The organism is Allohahella sp. A8, from assembly GCF_047946665.1.
Classification (GTDB): domain Bacteria; phylum Pseudomonadota; class Gammaproteobacteria; order Pseudomonadales; family Oleiphilaceae; genus Allohahella.
Genome location: NZ_CP172312.1, coordinates 1,195,092 through 1,214,309, shown reverse-complemented (window position 1 = coordinate 1,214,309; position 19,218 = coordinate 1,195,092). Strand labels below are relative to the sequence as shown.

Here is a 19,218-nt window from a genome sequence, read left to right as displayed (position 1 = left end):
GATTAAGATGTATTAAAACATAATTAGTTTTGCCGCTGATATACTCGGGCGCAGCCATGCCGGTAATTTCGGCGGCGCGCCCATCGCACCCTCTCAAACAACAAGGTAGCTGCTTCCAATCATGCGTATATTTGCAGAATCCGCTCGTGCCCGTAGTGCCAAGGCCAAGACATTTGCGCCGCGTTTAACTATATTGCCTGTAACCATCTTCACCATGCTGCTCCTGAGTGCCTGTTCGGCGCTGCCTGGTGGATCGACAACTGCAGGCGACGGAGCGGCTTCGGATTCACCTCACGAGCAGCGGACTGACATGATCAAGAAGAGCCCGAACGACTCGAGAGAGTATCGGAGCCTGGACCTGCCGAACGGCCTGCAGGTCCTGCTTATTTCCGACCCCACGACCGACAAGGCCGCAGCAGCCATGGACGTGCATGTGGGCAGTGAGGACGATCCTGTCGACCGCCAGGGGCTGGCGCATTTCCTTGAACATATGCTCTTTCTCGGCACCGAAAAATATCCTGATGCCGATGCCTATCAGAAATATATCAACCAGCACGGCGGCTCGCACAACGCCAGCACCAGCCTTAACCACACGAATTATTTCTTTGACATCGACAAGCAGTTTCTCGCTCCGGCGCTGGATCGCTTTTCGCAGCAATTCACCGCGCCCCTGTTCACAGCCGAATATGTCGAGCGCGAGAAGAATGCGGTCAACTCGGAATACAGCGCAAAGCTGAAGGATGACGGCCGGCGCTTCTTTGGCGTGTTGAAGGAAGCAATCAATCAGTCCCATCCGATGTCCAAGTTCGCCGTTGGTTCGCTCGCCACCCTCGAAGACAGAGAGGGATCCAGCATCCGGGATGAACTGTTGAAATTCTATGCCGAACATTATCGTGCAGATCAGATGCGTCTCGTAGTGCTGGGATCTGAGCCACTCGATGAACTGGAAGCGATGGTGAAACCGCTATTCGAGCCGGTGCCGGCGAAACCTTCGCTAGAGCACCTGACAGCATCGAACGAAGCTGGCCTGTCGCCCGACACGCCGCCTCTCGAAGGCCCTGTTGTGGGTCGGCTTGAGCAGCGCTTTCTGACTGAAAGCGAAATTCCGGCCCTGGTCAGAATCGAGCCCTTCCGCGAACGCCGTTCACTCACCTTGCTGTTCGACGTACCCTCGACCCTGCCACACTATCAGACCAAGCCGCTGTACTACCTTACATATCTCATTGGCCATGAGGGCGAAGGCAGCCTGCTATCGGCACTCAAGGCGCGTCAGCTGGCTGAAGGCCTGTCCGCCGGGATCTTCATCAACACAGACCAGCGCGCCCTGTTGAGCATATCGGTCAATCTTACGAAACAGGGTGTCGATCAGCATGATGCCGTGATTGCAGGTGTTTTCGACTACGTCGATCTCATCCGTGAGAAAGGCATCGAAGCCTGGCGCTTCGAAGAACAGCAGCGAATGATGGAACTGGCGTTCAAGTTCCAGGAGAAATCGGCACCGATTCATATCGTCAGTTCGCTCGCCGGTCGCTTACACGACTTTGATCCCGCCATCGTCCTTTCTGCGCCTTACACCCTGGATAAATTCGATGCTGAACTCATCCAGTCGTATGCCGACCAAATCGTGCCGGAGAACATGCTCGCCTTGCTGACAGCGCCGGACCAGAAGGGGCTCGACAAGGTAGAACAGTGGTATCAGGTACCCTACTCCCTGCAGCGCCTCAGTAAGGCTGACCTTTCCCAGTACGGCAGCGAAGGCGGCAAGGTCGCGCAGTCCGATGAGCGCAGCGCGATCAGCGAGTTGCTGGCACTGCCCGACCATAATAGCTTCATCCCGGATCGCCTGGACCTGCTTGCAGAGGCCGATTCCGAAAAGCCAGAGCGGCTGATCCAGCGCCCGGGCATGGATACCTGGTATGCCAAGGACACAAGCTTTGGCTCGCCAAAAGCCAGTCTTTACGTCTCGCTCCAGTCACCGTTGGCGAATGCGTCTGTGCGGGACCTGGTCATGACCGAGATGCTGGTGAGCCTGACCGAAGACAAGCTCAATGAGTACACCTATGAAGCCTATGTCGCCGGCCTGGACTTCAAGCTCTACAAGCATGTGCGCGGCCTGACGCTTCGCATCGACGGCTATAGCGATAAGCAGTATGTGCTGGTGGAAAAGGTACTGAATACACTGGCCGGCCTGAAGATCGACCCGGTCCGGTTCAAGCAGATCAAGAAGGAAATCCTTCGAAGCCTGCGCAATGCCGAACAGAGCAAGCCATTCGAGCGCATCGCCACGCGTTCACGACGCACCCTGCTCGTTCCGGCCTGGGATGAGAAGGAGCAGGCTGCTGCACTGGAGTCTGTTTCTGCAGATGACATGCGCCCCTTTGCCGACAAGTTCCTGCGCAAGCTGCACGCAACGATTCTGGCCCATGGCAACGTAACCCGGGAGCAGGCCATGGCTGCCTCGGAAGTCGTGCAGGACATACTGCTGAAACAGGCGGAGCCGGTGACGGTTGAGAAGAGCAGGATCGTGGATATCACCGATGCAAGGTACCACGCCCGTGAGCAGACCCAGCATCCGGACTGGGCTTACCTCTATTACGTGCAAGGGCCGTCGCGCAGCTATCAGCATCGTGCACAGTTCGGTCTGCTGGCTCAAATGATGAGTACACCCTACTACAATAGAGTGCGGACGCAAAAGCAGATGGGTTACGTGGTCTTCGCTACACCCTTCACCTTGCTGGAAGTGCCGGGGCTCGCCTTCATCGTGCAGTCCCCCAGCAACCGCCCGGCAGAAATTCATGCTGAAACCACTGACTTCCTGAATGAGTTCGCAACCAGTGTCGAGTCCATGACTGACGCTGATTTCGAACAGCACAAGGCAGCCCTGATCACCCGCTTGCTGGAGAAAGACAAGACGCTCGAGCAGCGCTCGGACCGCTACTGGACCGAGATCGATATCGGCAACGAAAATTTCGATACGACCAAGCAGATTGCCAAAGCGGTCAGTGCGCTCAGCAAGAGCGAGGTGTTGGCCTACTATCAGAAGCAGTTTATTGAGGCACCGGAGGGTCTGTTGTTCTACGCTGAGCCAGAAGCAGCCAGCGCCACAGAGGCTGCCGCAATCGATTCAGATACGGCCGCACTGCCCTGGCCGCCTGCAGATATGAAACAGCTGCCTTCGAAAGAGCTTTTCGTGAAACAGAACGGGCTGTTCGTACCGGTCGAGTAAGGCCATCAAAAGAGCCGGAGACTCAGTACTCCGGCTCTATCTCGTCGACCAGCGCCTCGCCGTATATTTTCAACTCTTCCAGTATCTCGATTTTGCCGGCATCCATCTTATGCTGGACCGCGAGCGCTTCAAGAGCTTGGAAATAGGTCTCAAGCGTCAGCGTGCGGTTATCGGCACCGTGTTGCAGCCGCTGCAGCCTGTAGTTCGACCAGCGCGCATGTTCCGCCTCAGTCAGCATTTCAGAAAAATTACGCGCCTTGAAGCGCAGGCAGAGATCAGCCAGGCGCTCGTCGGAAAATTTCAGGCGATTCAGGTCGGTGCTTGCTGCTGTAACGGGCTCCCCACCGCTGGCTAGCGCGAACAGCCCATCACGGAACCCGTCGAGTTTCTGGCGATCATCCGAGCTGAGAAATCCACCGTTATAGAGACTGCTCTCTGCCTCCGAACACAGCGCCTGTCCCCGTTCTTTCCGGTAGATTTCGGCAACCTTTTGCTCCACCAGAGCCCTGTTGGCCTGCAAAACCTTCATTCGCCGACGCATCGCATCGAGCTGAGGGAGCAGTTCCGCCACTCGCGCGACCGGTAGGGTCTTAAGAATGGCGACTGGGGCCAGCATGGGGACCCGGTTGCACTTTAGCTGAACCAGGCCCGGCCGCTTTCCATTCGCACCAAGCTGGGCTTCCGGCAGGTACATCAACTCCAGCAGACGATCGCTGCTTTCTGCAAGCAAGGTGTCCGGCTCGGCATTCAGATCGAAGCAGACAATGCAGCCTTTCTGCTGTGGATGAATCGCGAGCGGTACCAGCAGGGCCGTACAGTTTCGCTCAGCACCATACTCTGCGCCAAAGTGCAGAAAGGCGGTGGTGAAGCACGGCGTGAGCTGGGCCTGAACGAAACGCTTGTCACGCAGTTTGAGTGCCCAGTCGAACAGCTTCGGCTGCGCTGACCTGAGCAGACGGGCCAAGGCCAGAGTGGCATTCACATCAGCCATGGCGTCGTGGGCAGCACTGTGTTCGATGCCATTGGCGGCAGTGAGGTGCTCGAGGCGGAAACTTGAACGCCCCTGCTCGTTCTCCGGCCAGTTGATACCCTCTGGGCGCAACGCCTTGGCCATTCTGACAACGTTGATCAGATCAAAACGGCTGTTGCCGTTCTGCCATTCGCGCGCGTAGGGGTCGAAAAGATTGCGCCAGGCTGAAAAGCGGGTTACTTCATCGTCGAAAGACAGACTGTTGTAGCCAACGACGCAAGTGCCAGGCTCCGACATGAGCTGCAGTACCCGCTGCATGAATAATGCTTCTGGCTCACCCTCGGCGAGTGCCCGCTGCGGGGTAATACCAGTGATCAGGCAGGCTTCCGGTGCCGGCAGATAATCGTCCGCCGGCTGAGCGAACCAGGTTACCGGCTCGCCGATAGGTTCGAGCTGCGCGTCAGTTCGCAGCGCAGCAAATTGACACGGCCTGTCCCGGGTCGGATCGGCGCCGAAGGTTTCGTAGTCGTGCCATAGGAAGGTGTGCTGTTGGGTCAAGATGAGGCCTTGTCTTGATAACGCGCGAGACGCGATGAAATAATAGTGGCATGCAATCTGCTTACCTTCAGTTCAGGAGCTCGATATGAGCTAAAACTGGCAGGCTTTTGCCACGATGCAAAACGCATCGACAGACCTGACAGAGCAAGCAGATTAGAGACAGCATGTATGGGACTGATACAGACATTACTAGGCGAAGGCTACCGCGCTTATCAGGACAAGAAAAGCCCTGCTGGCGCTTCAGCAGCTGCCAACAGCGCTTCAGCCACGGGCAACGCCGGAAAGCCGTCAGTCGGTTCAGCGGCTATCGATGGGCTGCAGCGGAGTGACGACAGCAGCCGTAGCGCCGTGCCAGGCCGCTATTTGCGGGTTACGCTGCAGCAAGCCGGCGCCGATATCGCGCCGGAGACTTTTGCGATTCAGAATCTGCTGCGGCAAAAATTGTCGGAGCATGGTATCCCCGGCAACACGCCGATGGCACTCGAGCGCCATGAGGATGGCAAGTTCGCATTGGTTGGCCCGCTGCCAGATGCACTCAAAACCCGAATCGCCGACGAATTCAATCAGTCGTCAGAGCTGAAGCAGGTCTTCGTGAAATTGAGTACCCACACCCCCACCTTCGAATACCTGCGCAACAACCTGCGCCTGCAAAGTGCGTATGGCTCGGAGAACCCGGTGTTCAGCAGCCTGTTGAGCGAGCAAAGTTCGCACAACTCACTGCCGGATATCACGACTCGACTGGATCAGCTGCGTCGACTGCAGAGTCAGGACGCCAATGCTCAGCCAGTACCTCAGGCAAGCACCAGTGATACTGGCCTCCATACAGAGTTAGCCGGTGAGCAGGCACTGCGCCAGCGCTTTGCGGTCAGCATCAACGCTTAGTGGCACAGAGTGTAAGCCAGCCGATCTGGAATAGTTCGAGGTAAGTTTGGCCTCAGGCTGTAGCCGCTTTGCTCAGAACCGTCACGAGCCAGACGAATTATTCGCTCTTCCGATGACTAGTCCGTATCTGGCACGGCATAAGTGTTGACCCATTTTCCTAACGCGCCGGAATTGATCTTGCGCATTCGTATCTACTGCAGGCATTGCATCGCAGCCACAGGAATCTCCACCGGTCTTGCTCATGATACGGCTCCACTTGAATATGATCTGGCTATCATTTAAAACCATATAGTCTTGTGCTGCCATCCACACCCTTCTTGACGACCACATTGCCGATGGGGCCACAAGGAACGACGCACTTTGAATAGGACGACCTAGGAGCCCTGATGAATCGCCCACTCTGGATATCACCTCTCGCGTTGATCTGGATAACGAGTCTCTTCCTGCACCTGGCCTGGGAAATGTGGCAGGCGCCATTTTACAAGGGCATGGCCTCGGCTGATCACGCGGCTGCAATCTGGGTCTGTACCAAGGCGACCTTTGGTGATGCCAATATTGCGGTAACTGCCTATCTCGCAGCAGCGTTGAGTGTACGCTCCATCCATTGGGTCAGTGCGCCACCCTCAAAACCGCTATTTTTCTACCTGCTGGCAGGGCTGCTCATCACGATCCTGTTCGAGTACATGGCAACCGATATATTAGGACGGTGGCAATACAACGATCAGATGCCAACCCTCCCTCTTTTGGGCACTGGTATACTTCCGCTGGCCCAATGGGTGGTGGTTCCGGTGCTCAGCCTCTACGCAAGCCGGCTGATGTACTTCGGAATGCCGTCAATGCGAAGCTATGCCCCTTCGGAATAGCAAAGCCTTTGATCTGTTGCGAGCCTTATCAATGAACATATTTTCCGCCCATTGGGCCCTCAAGGAGATTTGAATATGAACAACCCGGCCATAAAGATAACCGTGCTCATTTTTGCAATTATTGGATTTCTCTGCGTACTTGGTTTCATCGCGATGTGGTTCATGCATGGCAGCATGATGGGCGGCATGATGATGGACGGCACCTGTCCCCAGGCGATGGGTTCACCAGCATTAACTGATCCCTGATCGCTGGATCCGGCAGCATTGGGCGGACTGCTCGCTGAATTTTTCCACACGCCGAAGCGACGCCTCAGTCGCGCACTGAATGCTGCGGCGGGCATTGTTATTGCGTTCGCGAGTGTCGAAATTCTTCCTGAAGCCCTGGCCCGTATTCGCCGTGGATAAAGGTCGGGGCTCAATGATCACTAGGCCGCGATCATGCGGTTCACACTTCTTGAAAATGCAGTTGAGAAATTTTCAGAAGGCCAACCGAGCTCTTCACGGTTAAAGTCTGATATCAAAGAGAGCGCCGATCAGGAGATGGGGGGGTAGTATCGAGGCGCCGCAAGATCGGTCCCTAAAAGATTATAAAATTACAGGATCGCCTGATCTTCATCGAAGTTACCAGGAACCAAGGGCCGCGACACAAGGTTGCAAAAAGTTAAATAGTTTTGGCCAACTGCCGCTTGCTTGCATCTGCATGACACAGGTAGGCTAGGGCCATGAGATCGGTACTGAATTCTTGACCGAATCAACTCAAGCAAACCAGACAGAAGGTTTATGTTGAAACGACTGGCAACTTCCATCATGCAAGCGCTCGTGTTTGCTGCACTGATCCTCACAGGATTCAGCGTGCAGGCAAGCCAGGTCATGCCTCTGGAAGACGTTCAGCTCCAGGAGCAGATCGTAGATGTCAGTGCTAACAGCAAAATGAATGACATGACCTCTGCCTCTGGTATGGCGATGGACGACGACTGTTCACTCGCTGATGGCGACATGAACATGCAAAACTGTCTGTCCGCCTGTGGTGGTTGCCCTGCAGTCACTGCATCTATCTTGCCCGCTCTCACTCCCTCCTCAGCTGTCATTTCTGGAAACCTCCCTTTGACAGCAGTTGCTGCTCATTATCCAATCGATCATCCCCCAAAACAGTAATCCCCACTCGAAATCCGTCTGTAACAGTTTGTTGTAACCAAGGTACTTTCAGCACTTCTGGCAAATGACGCTGCAGTTTCGCACGCGCTTGGCTTTTAGGGCTGCTTTGTACAACCAAGCAACGCTTACTGAAACACGCAGCACCAAAGTCATACCTGATGTTTTAGTAGGCCACCAGTTTCGACGCCGCTGGTACCGACAGCGAGACGAAACAAATTGAAGGATAACACTATGAAAATTTCACAGACATTCAAGATCGCAGTACTGACTATCGCTACAGCCTTTGCTGGCCATGCAGCCGCAGACTCACGCGCCGATCGGCAGAATGACGCAGTATCAGATCGCGATTGGGACTACATCGAGAACCTGCCTGCACCGGCCGCTGGTAATAAAGCAGAGGCGAAAGGTTCTGCAGGCAAGATGGACCACGGGGGAATGATGATGAGCAAAAAAGACTGCATGGAAATGCACGAGAAGATGATGGGCGGAATGGGCGAAGAATAGTAGTCATCGTCACTGGATAGAAGCCGTTGGCCCCTGCTGCGAGGGTAGTTCAGTTTAGGTGGTAGCGGGCTTTGAAAGACTGGAGGTGCGCGCACCTCCGGTACAAATTGATTAGCGGGTAGCCCTTGGACGAGTAGAGTCCATGCTATTCACGACAAAGTAGGTGGTTATGAAAATTGTAAGACAGATCGTGTTACTGGCACTACTCGGTTCGCCGCTATCGGCGTTGGCTGATGGCATTGCGGCCGTCTTGTACAAGAATCCTGATTGTCACTGCTGTGAAGAGTACGCCAGCTATTTAAGCCAACACGGATTTGACGTCAAGGTAGTGCCTACTGAGGCGCTGCCGAAGATCAAGGGACAGTACGAGGTACCCAATAATCTGGCTGCATGTCACACCACAGTTATTGGCGCTTATGCTATTGAGGGTCACGTCCCCATCGAAAGTGTCAAACGGCTGCTACAGGAGCGGCCTGCTGTTCAAGGGATAGCTGTACCCGGCATGCCTGCTGGTTCCCCTGGCATGGGTGGTCAGAAGACGGAGCCTCTGGCGGTTTACACGTTCGCCACTGCGGAGTCTCCTCAGCTCTTCGATACACACTAAAGTTACTGCTCCCGCCCATGGCAGCCCTGGCCGAAACTCATTATTCGAATACATGAGGTGTGTCTTGAACTCAGAACCGTTAATTCCGCGTGCGCCAGCTCGCAAATCGCCGACGCTGTTTCAATGGCTTGGCCGGCGCAACATCGGTTTGGTTGCAGTGGTATTGGTGGCTGCAGGTCTGGCTTTGAACTGGACCTGGCTTTCTGCACTTGGCATCGCCCCGCTACTGCTTTCGGTCTTACCTTGTCTCGCGATGTGTGCGCTCGGCATGTGTGCAAAGTGCGATAAGAGTGGTTCCTGCGATTCGAAATCGGGCATTACAGATAGTGCCCCCTAATGCTGGCAATAACCGATTAACTCTAAAATGAAACGAAGGAAACTAAACATGAAAAATTTATTTGCTGTTACTGCACTCGGTGTTGCGGCGTTTTTTGGCAACGTCGATAGAGATTTCTCCATTATTTCTCCGGTCTATGCAGAGCAGGCCCAGGAGACTCATCAAACTACAGGTCTGGTGAAAAATGTTAAGCAGGATAAGGGACGCATCACCCTGGCGCATGAGCCGGTACCGAGCCTGAAGTGGCCGAGCATGACAATGGGTTTTGTCGTGGAGGATCAAGCGCTGTTGGAAAACATCAAGCCTGATGAGAAGGTGGAGTTCACGTTCATGAAGGGCGAAGGTGGCAGGTTTATCATTACCGAAATTAGCGCGATCTAGCGCCCTCTCGTCGAGACAACTGCTCTGGGGGTCGTGAAGCGATCCCGTCAGGCGGCCGCCTAATACAGCACACAACTATCCTGTCGCCACTTCAGCCATATGAAGGCAAGGAGCACAATGAGATTGAGGATAATCCCCGTAAGCAGCACCCAGCCCCTCGTGTTGATTCCACTCCGCAGCTAACGAAACACACACAGTATGCCCCGGTTGCGGTGTGGGATGATCTCAAAGCTTCGTGAGCAACGCCATCATTCTGGATACCGCAAATATACTCGCCAATATACCCGAAGCTATCGCGATAATGGCAACGCCTACCGTGACCACCCGTCGTATTCACCGCAGGCAGGCCGCGACATTCACGGCTAAGGCAGCTGCAATGAGCAGCGCGCCCAATATCGGTGCCTAGGCGGAATCCTTGCTGCCTCCAAAAGCCTACATCGGATAGGCGTCAAACATACATGAGCAACGCGCAGGCACCAGTCATGATGCCGACGGTCGACCCTAGCTTTACCCTCCATACCTGCGAACCAGTGCAGCTGCTAGATATGACTGGCATCAGGCAGACTTCGCGAACAAGGGCGCCACAACATAGAATTTCTCAGGCAGCCGGACATTGATGGCAAAGGAACGGAAGTCAGCGTTGTCATCGCCGGCGTCAAGCACCACATCGATACCACCGCCTGCCTTTTCCAGGAATGACTTCACCGCATCCATACCGACCCCACGACCGGAAACATCAGTCACTGCCTCAGCCGTCGAGAAGCCTGAGTCGAAGATCAGGTTGGCGATTTGAGAGGCGGTAGGTCGCGGGTCTGATTCGCTATAGATACCCTTCTCCACCGCCATCTTGTAGATGCGGTTGATCGCAATGCCGCGTCCATCGTCACGCACAGCAAGGGTGACGAAGCCGTCGCCCGGTATGCTGTCGAGCCGGATACTGCCTCTCTCTGGCTTGCCTTTGGCCATGCGCTCTTCAGGCTTTTCGATGCCATGGTCGATACAGTTACGGAAGATATGCATGAAGACATCGTTGAGCATGCCGTGAGCTTCGCTCTTGACCATGTAGTCGCCATCATCGATATCGACGAGCGGAACAGGCTTTTGCAGCTGAGCTGCCAGGGATTCAATCGAATCGACAACCGGCTGAATTGCATTGCTCAGCGGCTTGGTATCGAACGACATCAACATCTTGTAGGCCTCGGACACCACGCCCTTGACAGGCGGCGTCAGTTCATCCGACGTCATGGCCTGGATGCGGTTGATCCAGCCAGCCAGACGCTCCGGATCGAGTGAAAGACCAGAACTGCTTGCGCCACCGCGGCCCAGTTTCTCATCGTTGACCATCAGATATTTGCCAACAATAGCCTCGGCGCCAGCCAGTTCACGCAGCAGTAGGGCCTGATCCCATGAAGCCTCTTCATTCTTGCGCATTTCGTCATAGGTCGATTCGACCGCATGTACGACGGCGGCGATGTAAGTCAGGCCATAGGTCCGCGCGTTGCCCTTCACAGTGTGCATATTGCGGAACAGCGATGCGATGACCGAGAGATCCTTGGTCGTGTGCTGCTCGATCAGCTCCCGGCACTCGGCCATATAGTTCACCGAAGTATTGATGAAGTCCTTGAACTTGCGAGCCTCGATGGCAAGGATCTGACCAATGATTTCGAGTTCGCGTTTCTGACCTTCAGCCTCTCTTTCGAGAGCGCGCAGTTCAGTGACATCGCGCACGGTAACCATCAATTTTTCGATGGTGCCGTCTCCAATTATTGGATCCCACTCCAGCTCGAGAATCTTCTCCCGACCGTCAGTCATTTTGATGACCAGCTCTTTCAGCAGGCAGTGCGAATTGAAGTCGAACATCATTTCATCTTCGCCGACGATGGCATCCACAGCCGTGACGCACTGGTCCACGGCATCCACGCTCATAAGCGTGTCGGCGAACAGCAGGTCAGAGAAATTCCGTTCAGCAATGCGCTTGGTTTCGAAGATATTTTCGAGATAGGTGGCGTATTCCGGATGGATCAGGCCACCTTGCATAATAGTGAACAGGCCCTGGTGCATGTTGGTCATCATGCTGGCAATGTCGCGGTTCTTCTGAGCCAGCGCTGCCGTACGCTCTTCGACCTTCTTCTCCAGATTACGGTTCTGCTCTTCTATAACCTCGCGCATGCGAAGGCTCTTGATGGTGGTGACCAGGGAGCTCGATACCGAGGACACGAATTCATAATCGCTGTCAGCGAATACGACATTCTTGACCTCGCCGGAGAGATTGATGACACCGACCAAAATATCCTTGTCGACCAGCGGAACACACAACAGGGCCTTGGGCGAGTGACCGTCCTGTTGCTCAAAGCTCTTGTCGGTCGCCGTGTTAGGCACGAAGACAACTTTCTTGGTCTCTGCCACCTTGCCAAGCACGCCCTGCCCAAGCGCGAACTTCGCAGCCTCACGCCCCTCCTCAATCGCCTTGGGCGGATAACAGGCTTTCAACTTCAGTTTGCGCGAGTCGTCCGTGAGGTATACCGAGCCCTGAGACACGCCAATCTTCTCGTTCATGACCTGCAACACTTCCTCCAGAGCCGTAGTCTGGCTCTGTGCGGCTGCCAACGAACTGCCCACCTGGTTGAGCTTGGACAGATCCAGCATCTTCTTGCGAATCGCCTGACGCATGGAGTTGAAGTTTTGCGTCGCCAGCACTATCAGAACTATGAGCATGCCCAAAGATATCTTGTAGCCCATATCCAGACGGCTGAACGCGTCAGATTGCAGCGCACTGAACTGGGCGTCTGATGCTTCAAGGATACCATCGAGCTGGCTGATCGACGTACTGACGGCCTTGTCGGCTGTTACCAGCTGCGTCTTGGCGATCTCAATCTGTTCCAGCATATCGATTCGATAATCGGCCAGGCCTGGCTTTGCCTCCAGGGCCTGCTGCAATTCGTCGTACTTCTCATAAGCAGCCTCAGTCAGGCCGTTGGTATCGATTTCCTTGAACACTCGCGCGGCGCTATCAAACAGATTACGGGAATCATTTAGCACAAAGATGAAATCACCCTCTGCCTCCTGGAGCCTGTCGATATTGTTCGAACTCCTGACCTCATCCATGGTCTTGATAATGCCGAGCTTCTTGTCATCGGCGGCAATGACAGCCCCTGTTACCAGTGCCATCTCCTTATCGTATCCACGGATGGGCTCATAAGGATCCATGATTTCTGCCAGCGCTGTACTGACCGCATCGACATGCTCAAGCAGCTCGTTGGCCTTCACTTCAGTTCGCTGTTCCGCTTCGAGCACGCCCAGTTTGGCATCGAACATCGCGTTTACCGCGCTCTGGTACTGGTCGAAGTTGCTTTTCATGATATCGAATTTTTCCTGCAGAACCGGGCTGCCAGCCACGAGTTGGCTGAGATCCTGCTGCATGCCTTCGAAACGCTCGGCACCGGTATCAAAACCTTTGCGGTATTCGACGATAGACTCTGGATCGGGCGCGTTGAAGGCCAGCGAACTGAGCTTTGCCAGCTTCAGAAGCTGGATCTGGACCTCATTACTCTCCTTCAGTATTGGCGCAGCGACTTCGCTTACGCGCTTCGTAGACCTCTCGATTGTCCACAGCGTGTACAGCGACGATAGCCCCGACGCCAGCAGCAGTAAGATGATTACCCCAAATCCAAAGCCGACTTTCTGATTGAATGACAGTTGCATCGCGATCCGCTTCTAAAAGATTGATAGTTTTTGGCACCTCACCTAACTGTAGTTTCTTTTTACGATTGCTCAACTGTGTTAAGAGGCCAGCTCACATGTTCGTGACTGCCTTGCATCGATTTGCCGAAATTTCTGAAACTCTTGCTACACTCACAGTGTTACGCTGAATTTCCTTGAAGTCTGACTCGGCCGACCTATGCAGATAATTTACAACATACTTCCCTGGATCGTGGGCATCGCTGCTCTAGCGCTTGCCATAGTTTCGCTAACGCTGTTCAGGAAACTGACAGCACTTAAAGCCGAGTCAAGCAGCGAAACTGCCGAACTCAGGCGACGTCTCGACGACAGTGTGCCAAAGGCAGAGGTCGCCGCTTTACGTGATGCGTCTAATGACCGCGAATCGGCGCTGAAAGCGCGCGAAGCGGCACTGCAACAGCAGCTCGAGAGACTGCAGGACCAGTTCGCAAGGGAACGTAATGCGCTTGAAAAGGACCATACCGCGCGGGCGCGGGAATTCGAGGATCAGGCTGAGCAGATAAAAGAGTATTTTTCGGTGCAGCTGGTCAAGGTGAGTAGTGACCTTACCGAGCTCACCGACCTGCTGGTCACCTTTGAACGCTGGCATGAAAACCTTACGCAGTTGATGAAGCACAACGCTGAGATGCACAGGCAGAATCAGGAGTTCTTCAACATCGTCAAACAGATTGTGATTCTGGCACTGAACGCCGCCATAGAGGCCGCACGTGCCGGTGAAAATGGCAGAGGCTTTGCTGTAGTCGCCGACGAAGTACGAAATCTGGCAATGCGCAGTCAGGAACTGAGCATGAGCTACAAGGAAAATCTCAACAAGAATGATTTTCTGACTACGGCGACCTTTCAGGATATCCAGGCTGGCGGAAAGATGATTTTGACAGACGTCGCCAGTACGCTTCAATTGGTCAAAGAAGCCCAAAGCAGATTCTAGAAGAATTGAGATATGCCCATGGTAAAAGATGATTTCAAGCGTGAACTCGGAACCCTGTTGAAGGTGGCCCTGGATGAAGCCCAGGTGTCATCGACGAACCCGTGGGCTACGCGTGAGACCGGAGAAGAAACCAATAAGGGCATGGATGAGCTATTCATGCTGACGATCTCCTCGCAACTGTTCCGCGTCATCCTCATCATGCATTTCGCGAAGTCCAGGGCATTCGAGCAGTATGTGACCGAGGCGCTGAAACTCAATACGACAGTGATCGAAGATGACAAGTTCTACGACTTTGTGGGTGAGGTCGGCAACAGCATCTGTGGCTCCATCAAGCGCGAACTCGGGCGCACGGTGCCGAGCCTTGGCATGTCCACCCCTAATCGACTGACGATGGAGTGTCACAAATACGTCAAGTCCAGGCGGATCGACTTTCAATGTCACCAGGAAGTCAGGAGCGATGATCAGAGACTTTTTTCGGTCAGTCTCTACCTCTGCGCCGACCACGAACTAGACTATGAAGTCAAAGTAGCGATCAAGAACGAAGATGATGTCTCCTCAGGTGAACTCGAGTTCTTCTGAGCGAATCGACAGACCGGTTTTCCGACTTAACGACAAGAGCAAATTGTTATGGAAGTCAGCAAGATAGTCAGCAAAGTACTCGTGCACGACGACAACGTTGATGCTTTGGCAGAAATCAAGAAAATCTGCACCGCCAACAATCTGGTTGGATTGAAAGACGTGTCTCAGGACATCAATGCCATCCTCGAGTCCAACATCGACCTGGGTGCTGTCTTTCTGGCTGAGTCCTCTGACACGCCAGGCGAGGACGCTCTTGAACTTTGCCGAAAAATCCATTACCGGCATCCCGAGCTTCCCATTTTCTTGCGGCGGGACCACGGCGAAGGCAAGGCCGACCTGAGCCCTGACCTTCAGAACATGATCGCAGGCTGCTATAGCTTGTCGAATATGTCACGGCTGCAGGAGCTGGTTGATGAATACGTCTTCAGCACCTATTACCCGCTGGAGCTGGCGCGCGGCATCCAGGACATATCAATGAACGTGCTCAGCAGTATCATTAAAAACGCCGAAATCAGCTGCGAACTCCCTCACCTGGTCAAGGATCAGATCATCTACGGCCAGTTGCTCAGTCTGATTCCGCTGGAGAGCAGCTGGTGTCGCGGCTACATGATGCTGCAGGTGAGTGAAACTGAAATGGTGAAGGCCATCAAGACGTCGCATACCGATATTTCCGTGCTGGAGCCAGGATTTCGGGACATCAACGCCGTGCTCAATGAGGCGACCAATATGATCTGGGGCGGTATCAAAACACGATATTTCAGCAGCGGCAGCGGTCTTGAAGACAGTCACCGCACCCAGGTTCCGATTATCGTAGACCACCTGAACAAGTTCATTTCTTTTGGCTCCACAGAGCCTCAGCTCTGTTTCAGATACAAGCTTCGGGACCCGGGCAGGGAAATCCCGGAGATTACCTTCTACCAACGCCTGATTTTCAACTTGAGCTGGTCACCTGACAAGTTCAAGGAGAGTGATACTGTGATGGAAGACTTCGTGGTCAGCGGCGAGCTGGAATTCTTCTAGTCAATCGCATCCAGTCAGCAAACACCGATTGAAATAACCGAGAGATTGATACAATGGCACAAATTCTAGTAGTGGATGATTCGGCAACTGTACGTAACGAAGTCAGTTCGTTTCTCAAAAGCAGCGGCTTGACTGTGGAAGTTGCGGTCGATGGCAAGGACGGCCTGAACAAACTGAAGAGCGATTCGTCCATCAAACTGGTCATCTCGGACGTTAACATGCCGAATATGGATGGCCTCACGATGGCGGAAAAAATCCGCGGAGAACTGGGCAACAACGCCGTTCACATTATCATGCTAACGACTGAGAGTGATCCCCGCATGAAAGACCGTGGCAAGGCCGCCGGCGTGAAAGGCTGGATCGTGAAGCCTTTCAAGGGCGACGCAGTGCTTGGCGGTATCAAGAAAATGGTCGGTGCCTGATTAAGCCGGGGGTACTCAGCTTAGGCTTCAGAGATTGAGGCGGCTGACATCCCCTGCCCCCTGCCGGATCACCTCCGGCACTTCTTCAAGCAGACTCACGACAGTGGTCGACTCGAAGCCACAGAACCCGCCATCGATGATGAGATCGACCTGATGCTCGAGCGTTGCCCGAATATCATAGGGATCGGTCTGCGGAGCCGTCTCGCCCGGTAGTATCAGTGTGGTGCTCATGATTGGCTCACCGAGCTCGTCGAGGATGCTGCTGGCTATTGCGTTATCGGGTATGCGAATGCCGATCTGCCGACGCTTTGGGTGTAGAAGCCGGCGCGGCACTTCACTCGTTGCAGTCAGCAAAAAGGTAAACGGACCCGGCGTCGCTCGCTTGATAAGACGGTACTGCTGGTTGTCTACCTTGGCGTACAGCGCGATTTCAGAGAGATCCTTGCACACCAAAGTGAAGTTATGCTTGTCATCGAGCCGGCGAATTGCCCGTATTCGCTCGCTCGCCTGCTTGTCCCCTATTGCACAGCCCAGTGCATAGCCCGAATCGGTCGGATAGACGATCACTCCGCCAGATCTGAGAATCTCAACGACCTGCTTTACCAGACGGTGCTGTGGATTGTCCGGATGAATCTGAAAGAACTGACTCATGTCATCAGCCCCTCTGCACTGCCGGGTTTGCACCGCCTTTGCCACCCATGCAGTCAGGCGACTCACGCACACCCTGCTCCTCCGCCCACTCTTCTGGGGTGAAGGTATGTAGCGCGAGTGCGTGAACCCCGCCAGGCGCCATGAAATCCTTCAGCTCGCCATATACGAGTTGGTGACGCCGGACCGGACTGAGGTCGGCGAAACGCTCACTTACCAGGGTAAGCCTGAAATGGCTTTCACTGCCTGCGGGCACGTTGTGCTTGTAGCTTTCATTCACCAGCTCGGCATGGGCCGGGCTGAACCGATCGGTGATGCGGCTTTGTATGGCCTGCTCGGTACTCATTGCTGCTCTCCAGAGCCAGAACGAAAAAACGGAAATGGTGCAGCCTTGTCATGGCAAGACCATGGGCAACACCATGCAAAATCGGAGTTTTATGCCAGACTTATTGGACCAGCAGCCGGCAGACCGATCATGATCAAATGAGCATTATACTACTCGAAGACGATCAAGGCATTGCTGATAACGTTCGCGCCATACTGGCGTCGAGCGGCATCAGTTGCCAGCACTTCTCCGACGGCGAGCGTTTTCTGTACGCCGCACTCAATCGCACCTGGGATCTGGCCATTATGGACTGGCAGTTGCCTGGTCGCAGCGGCGTTGAAGTGCTCAGAGACCTGCGCATGAGGCAGCGCTGGGCGATGCCTGTACTCTTCCTGACCCAGCGTGATGATGAAAGCGATATCATCATGGCACTCGATGCAGGCGCTGATGACTACATGATCAAGCCGCCGCGCAGCGGAGAACTGTGCGCAAGAGTCAGGGCATTGTGCCGACGTGTCAACAGTACACAGGACGAATCGGCCGACCAAGCCAGCTGCTTCGGCAGCTATCAATTCGATTTCGATGCAGGCACCGTTACTATAAATGGCGAGACCCCACCGCTCACGGACATGGACTTCAAGCTCGCCCGCTTCATGTTCGAAAACTGTAACCGGCTACTCACCCGCGAATACCTGCTTGAGCAGATCTGGGGCCTCAGGGGCGGCCTGAAAACCCGCACGGTCGACACCCATATCAGCAAGCTCCGGCGTTTGCTCCAACTCTATCCTGAGAATGGTTTTCGTGTGAAAACCGTGTATCAGCGCGGGTACAGGCTCGAATCCGTCGACAGCACGGCATCAGCAGATACCGAAACTGCGGACGACGCTTCATGAGCGTCTTCACCGCGTGGGTATCGACCTCTGCCGGAGGCCTCAAGCCTGAGTTGATCTTAGGCTACTGCCTGCTTCTGCTGGCGCTGATCAGCTCGCCACTGCGCGCTGGCGAACCACCCGCACACGCCCTTGGCAGTGTCGACGGCGAAGACTGGCACTATCCGCTTGCCGAGCAGGAAAGTCTTGAGTCAGTAGGTCGGCGTTATCTCCGGTCCTCAGAGGATTGGGTCGATCTTGTCAGATACAATGCGCTGAGTGATGCGTTCGCCCTGCCCCCAGGCACCATTGTTCGCATTCCGCTGAAGTGGCTCAAGCATGCGCCTCGCCCAGCAGTTTTGGCCGAAGTGGCTGGCACCGTGTGGATTTACCGACGGGGCGAACCGCGTCGGCGTGCTGCCACGCCCGGCGTGAAGCTAAATGTGGGCGATCGGATCAAGGTGGAAGAAGGCTCGGCACGCGTCCATTTCGAGGACGGTTCCAGACTGAGCCTGGGACCGAAGGCCGACGTCGACTTTAATCAGCTGCGTTTCTATGGCGACTCCGGCATGGTCGATACCCGACTTCGCCTGCGCAGCGGCCGGATCAAATCCGAGGTGCGCGACCGAGTTGGACCGGAAGGCCGCTATGAGATTCAGACCAGGGACGTCACTGCCGCTGTTCGTGGCACCGTCTTCGTACTTGAACAGACTGAGATCGGCAGCCGCATCGAAGTGCTTGAAGGTCTGATAACACTTCGTACGCGAGGCATAGGAATCGAAGGCAGTGAAGTCAGGGTATCAGCTGGAGCTGGCGCGTCAGTCTCCAGCACCGAGGGCATCTCCACCAGACAGCTGCCGAGTATAGCGGCCTTGAGTATTTCTCGTGCCGGCGGGGCGGACGGTGCGCCTGCTGTCGCCAGCTGGAGCGAAGATTCAAGCCACAGTTTGGTACGCTACCGAATCATGTTTCGAGGTCTGGCGGACGATCAAGCCTACAAGCTGCTCGATACCGGCATCAGCGACTCCAACCGTTTGCGCCTGCCCACTGAAGCTGATGGTGTGTATCGCCTGGTACTCCAGGTTGTGGACAAGGCTGGTTTCCGGGGAGTACCACAGCAGTTCGAATTCAGGGTGGACAGCAAGGCCCCGCGTCAGTTCGAGCTCAGGCTGTCTTCAAGGTCGCCTGATCGAACGTCTCTGTAAGCTG

18 protein-coding genes are annotated in these 19,218 nt (G+C 54.7%); 14 read left to right on the top strand and 4 right to left on the bottom strand.

From position 1 onward, the window contains the following. Nucleotides 1-121: 121 nt before the first annotated feature. On the top strand, nt 122-3,226 hold the full coding sequence (locus tag ACH3PB_RS05745; protein WP_416398489.1) for an insulinase family protein: 3,105 nt from the start codon (nt 122-124) through the stop codon (nt 3,224-3,226). 22 nt (nt 3,227-3,248) lie between these two features. Here ACH3PB_RS05745 and sbcB read toward each other — a convergent pair whose 3' ends face one another. Next, nucleotides 3,249-4,754, bottom strand: coding sequence for an exodeoxyribonuclease I (gene sbcB / locus ACH3PB_RS05740; protein ID WP_416398487.1), 1,506 nt, complete (start codon nt 4,752-4,754; stop codon nt 3,249-3,251). A gap of 168 nt (nt 4,755-4,922) precedes the next feature. Between sbcB and ACH3PB_RS05735 the strand changes: the two genes are divergently transcribed. From ACH3PB_RS05735 to ACH3PB_RS05705, 7 genes are all read left to right on the top strand, one after another. Further along, nucleotides 4,923-5,636, top strand: a complete 714-nt coding sequence (locus ACH3PB_RS05735) for a hypothetical protein (RefSeq protein ID WP_416398486.1) — start codon at nt 4,923-4,925, stop codon at nt 5,634-5,636. Between the two features lie 386 nt (nt 5,637-6,022). Next, complete coding sequence (locus ACH3PB_RS05730; RefSeq protein WP_416398485.1) at nt 6,023-6,499, top strand: hypothetical protein; 477 nt, start codon at nt 6,023-6,025, stop codon at nt 6,497-6,499. Between the two features lie 75 nt (nt 6,500-6,574). After that, the gene (locus ACH3PB_RS05725; RefSeq protein WP_416398483.1) at nt 6,575-6,745 is read left to right on the top strand and encodes a hypothetical protein; all 171 of its coding nucleotides are present in this window, start codon (nt 6,575-6,577) and stop codon (nt 6,743-6,745) included. Nucleotides 6,746-7,279: 534 nt separating this feature from the next. Continuing rightward, nucleotides 7,280-7,654 (top strand): hypothetical protein, encoded by a 375-nt coding sequence (locus tag ACH3PB_RS05720; RefSeq protein ID WP_416398482.1) that lies wholly within the window; start codon nt 7,280-7,282, stop codon nt 7,652-7,654. Nucleotides 7,655-7,885: 231 nt separating this feature from the next. Next, entirely contained in the window at nt 7,886-8,158 is a 273-nt protein-coding gene (locus ACH3PB_RS05715) for a hypothetical protein (protein WP_416398481.1), read from the top strand. A gap of 169 nt (nt 8,159-8,327) precedes the next feature. Continuing rightward, nucleotides 8,328-8,762 carry a DUF411 domain-containing protein gene (locus tag ACH3PB_RS05710; RefSeq protein ID WP_416398479.1) on the top strand — a complete coding sequence of 145 codons (435 nt, stop codon included), beginning with the start codon at nt 8,328-8,330 and terminating at the stop codon, nt 8,760-8,762. Nucleotides 8,763-9,147: 385 nt separating this feature from the next. Continuing rightward, complete coding sequence (locus ACH3PB_RS05705) at nt 9,148-9,480, top strand: copper-binding protein (protein ID WP_416398478.1); 333 nt, start codon at nt 9,148-9,150, stop codon at nt 9,478-9,480. A gap of 555 nt (nt 9,481-10,035) precedes the next feature. Here the strand turns inward: ACH3PB_RS05705 and ACH3PB_RS05700 are convergent. Then, complete coding sequence (locus ACH3PB_RS05700) at nt 10,036-13,182, bottom strand: GAF domain-containing protein (RefSeq protein WP_416398477.1); 3,147 nt, start codon at nt 13,180-13,182, stop codon at nt 10,036-10,038. A gap of 196 nt (nt 13,183-13,378) precedes the next feature. Here ACH3PB_RS05700 and ACH3PB_RS05695 point away from each other — a divergent pair, with 196 nt between their 5' ends. Genes ACH3PB_RS05695 through ACH3PB_RS05680 form a run of 4 tightly spaced genes read left to right on the top strand, consistent with a single transcriptional unit; the run spans nt 13,379 to nt 16,167 of the window. Then, nucleotides 13,379-14,146 carry a methyl-accepting chemotaxis protein gene (locus tag ACH3PB_RS05695; RefSeq protein ID WP_416398475.1) on the top strand — a complete coding sequence of 256 codons (768 nt, stop codon included), beginning with the start codon at nt 13,379-13,381 and terminating at the stop codon, nt 14,144-14,146. Between the two features lie 12 nt (nt 14,147-14,158). Further along, complete coding sequence (locus ACH3PB_RS05690; protein WP_416398474.1) at nt 14,159-14,725, top strand: hypothetical protein; 567 nt, start codon at nt 14,159-14,161, stop codon at nt 14,723-14,725. A 48-nt stretch (nt 14,726-14,773) separates the two neighbouring features. Then, nucleotides 14,774-15,745: a chemotaxis protein CheX gene (locus ACH3PB_RS05685; RefSeq protein WP_416398473.1), complete on the top strand. Its 972-nt coding sequence runs from the start codon at nt 14,774-14,776 to the stop codon at nt 15,743-15,745. A gap of 53 nt (nt 15,746-15,798) precedes the next feature. Next, complete coding sequence (locus ACH3PB_RS05680) at nt 15,799-16,167, top strand: response regulator (RefSeq protein ID WP_416398472.1); 369 nt, start codon at nt 15,799-15,801, stop codon at nt 16,165-16,167. A 27-nt stretch (nt 16,168-16,194) separates the two neighbouring features. Here ACH3PB_RS05680 and ACH3PB_RS05675 read toward each other — a convergent pair whose 3' ends face one another. Both ACH3PB_RS05675 and ACH3PB_RS05670 read right to left on the bottom strand, forming a co-directional pair. After that, the gene (locus ACH3PB_RS05675) at nt 16,195-16,818 is read right to left on the bottom strand and encodes an L-threonylcarbamoyladenylate synthase (protein ID WP_416398471.1); all 624 of its coding nucleotides are present in this window, start codon (nt 16,816-16,818) and stop codon (nt 16,195-16,197) included. A 4-nt stretch (nt 16,819-16,822) separates the two neighbouring features. Next, entirely contained in the window at nt 16,823-17,161 is a 339-nt protein-coding gene (locus ACH3PB_RS05670; RefSeq protein ID WP_416398470.1) for a BolA family protein, read from the bottom strand. Between the two features lie 137 nt (nt 17,162-17,298). On the opposite strand from ACH3PB_RS05670, the gene ACH3PB_RS05665 reads away from it, so the two are divergent. Further along, nucleotides 17,299-18,033 carry a response regulator transcription factor gene (locus tag ACH3PB_RS05665; RefSeq protein ID WP_416398469.1) on the top strand — a complete coding sequence of 245 codons (735 nt, stop codon included), beginning with the start codon at nt 17,299-17,301 and terminating at the stop codon, nt 18,031-18,033. Then, nucleotides 18,030-19,214, top strand: a complete 1,185-nt coding sequence (locus tag ACH3PB_RS05660) for a FecR family protein (protein WP_416398468.1) — start codon at nt 18,030-18,032, stop codon at nt 19,212-19,214. Before ACH3PB_RS05665 ends, ACH3PB_RS05660 begins: the two co-directional genes overlap by 4 nt. Nucleotides 19,215-19,218: the final 4 nt, after the last annotated feature.